Source organism: Sphingomonas sp., assembly GCF_048594985.1.
Classification (GTDB): Bacteria; Pseudomonadota; Alphaproteobacteria; order Sphingomonadales; family Sphingomonadaceae; genus Sphingomonas_I.
Genome location: NZ_JBMDXG010000055.1, coordinates 1 through 1,511, shown reverse-complemented (window position 1 = coordinate 1,511; position 1,511 = coordinate 1). Strand labels below are relative to the sequence as shown.

Sequence of the window (1,511 nt, the reverse complement as noted above, 5' to 3'; positions counted from 1 at the left end):
GCCGCCACACAGACCAGGGCGTCCTTCGACGCGGCGCACGGCCCGGGTGCCGTCAGCCAGCGGCCACCGCCGCCCAGTTGCCCATGCGATTCGGCGACCGGTTGCACCTGCCCGCTCAGCACGTTCCAACGGAAGATCGACTGTCCGTGCCCGCTCTCGCGATCCGTCACCGTGAAAACCACTTCGTCGTGCCCGCGTCGCCAGACGATGTCGGTGATGCGCTTGTTCCGGCACGCCGCCGCCACACAGACCACCGCCCGTTGCGCACCGCGCGACGGCAGCACTGCCAGCTCCGCGTAGGGCCGCTCTCCCAGCCCGTCATGTGCGCCCGCCTTCGTCAGCATCGCGATACGTCCGCTTCCGAGATCTTCGGAAAGCTTCCAGGCACCCGCAAAGTCCGGCATGAGGTCAGACGCAGTCAACGCGCGCGCGGGACCTTCATCGGTGAATCGTGGCGCCCCCGTTGCGAGCGGAAGCTCGACCATCTTCCAGCGATCGCGCGCGTCCGACAGCAAGGGCAAGTAGTACAGCCCGCCGTGGTCGTACAAGCGCTGCGTCGCCAGCCGCCCTTCATGATGGGCCCCGCGGAACAGGCTCTGCCCGAGCGGGACAGTGCGATCGATGTGGATGCCGCTGTCGTGCTCGCCCTGCTCCGCCCTCGCCACATCCTCGCGGGACGCGCCGACGCTGTAGTGGAGCACCAAACCATCCGCGCTCAGGGCGAAGTCGCGCACATTGGCCGCATCGCGCGTGATGTGCAGCAGTTCGGTCGGAAGGTAGCGCTCGATCCCGTTTTCGAACTTGCGCAGATACAGGCCGTGCTTCAGATACTGATAGGGGAGGTGGTCGTAGGTTCTGTAGAGGCGGTAGATCTCGGAAATCTGCCGGGGCAGGGACTTCTTGCCGGACGCCCGCAGATAGACCATGAAATCCGCACTCAGCATCCGTTTGAAACGGCGATAATTTCTCATCATCACGGCATCCCTTCTCCTGTCGGAGCCGACTTCCCGGCGCGATCGTAAGAAATCGTTTTGATTTGCCCGTCTTCCACCAGCACCTCTGCCGGGTGGGGGTGGGACAGGAAATTGAGCGGGCTGGCGGTTGCGCCATAGGCGCCTGATTGCAGGACGGCGACGAGATCGCCGACGCCGAGATCGGGCATCAGCGCATCGCGGGCAAGCGTGTCGAGCGGCGTGCAGAGCGGACCGACAAGGGTGACCGGACCACTTGCGGTCGCCGCCATACGCGCCGGCGCCACGACCGGGTAATTGCGCTTGATCACCTGGCCAAGATTGCCCGAGGCGGCGAGATGGTGGTTCATCCCGCCTTCCATCACGACGAAGCGCGTCCCGCGCGACTGCTTTACCGCGTTGATCTCGCTTACATACAGCCCGGCTTCGCCGGCAAGGTAGCGACCCGGCTCGACGATGACGCGCGTATCGGCCAACAGGGCGTCGGCCTTCAGCATGCCTGTGAGTTCCGGAATTGCCGCGGCAACGGCATCGAGATCG

The 1,511-nt window shown here is 65.2% G+C and carries 1 protein-coding gene and 1 pseudogene; both read right to left on the bottom strand.

Annotation, left to right across the window (positions count from 1 at the left end; all coding sequences use genetic code 11):
• A partial coding sequence (locus ACOJSF_RS02065) for a hypothetical protein (protein WP_420140576.1) occupies window positions 1-974 on the bottom strand: 974 nt, incomplete at its 3' end.
• A pseudogene (locus tag ACOJSF_RS02060) lies at window positions 974-1,511 on the bottom strand (hypothetical protein); the annotation flags it as partial. The gene ACOJSF_RS02065 and the pseudogene ACOJSF_RS02060, both read right to left, overlap by 1 nt.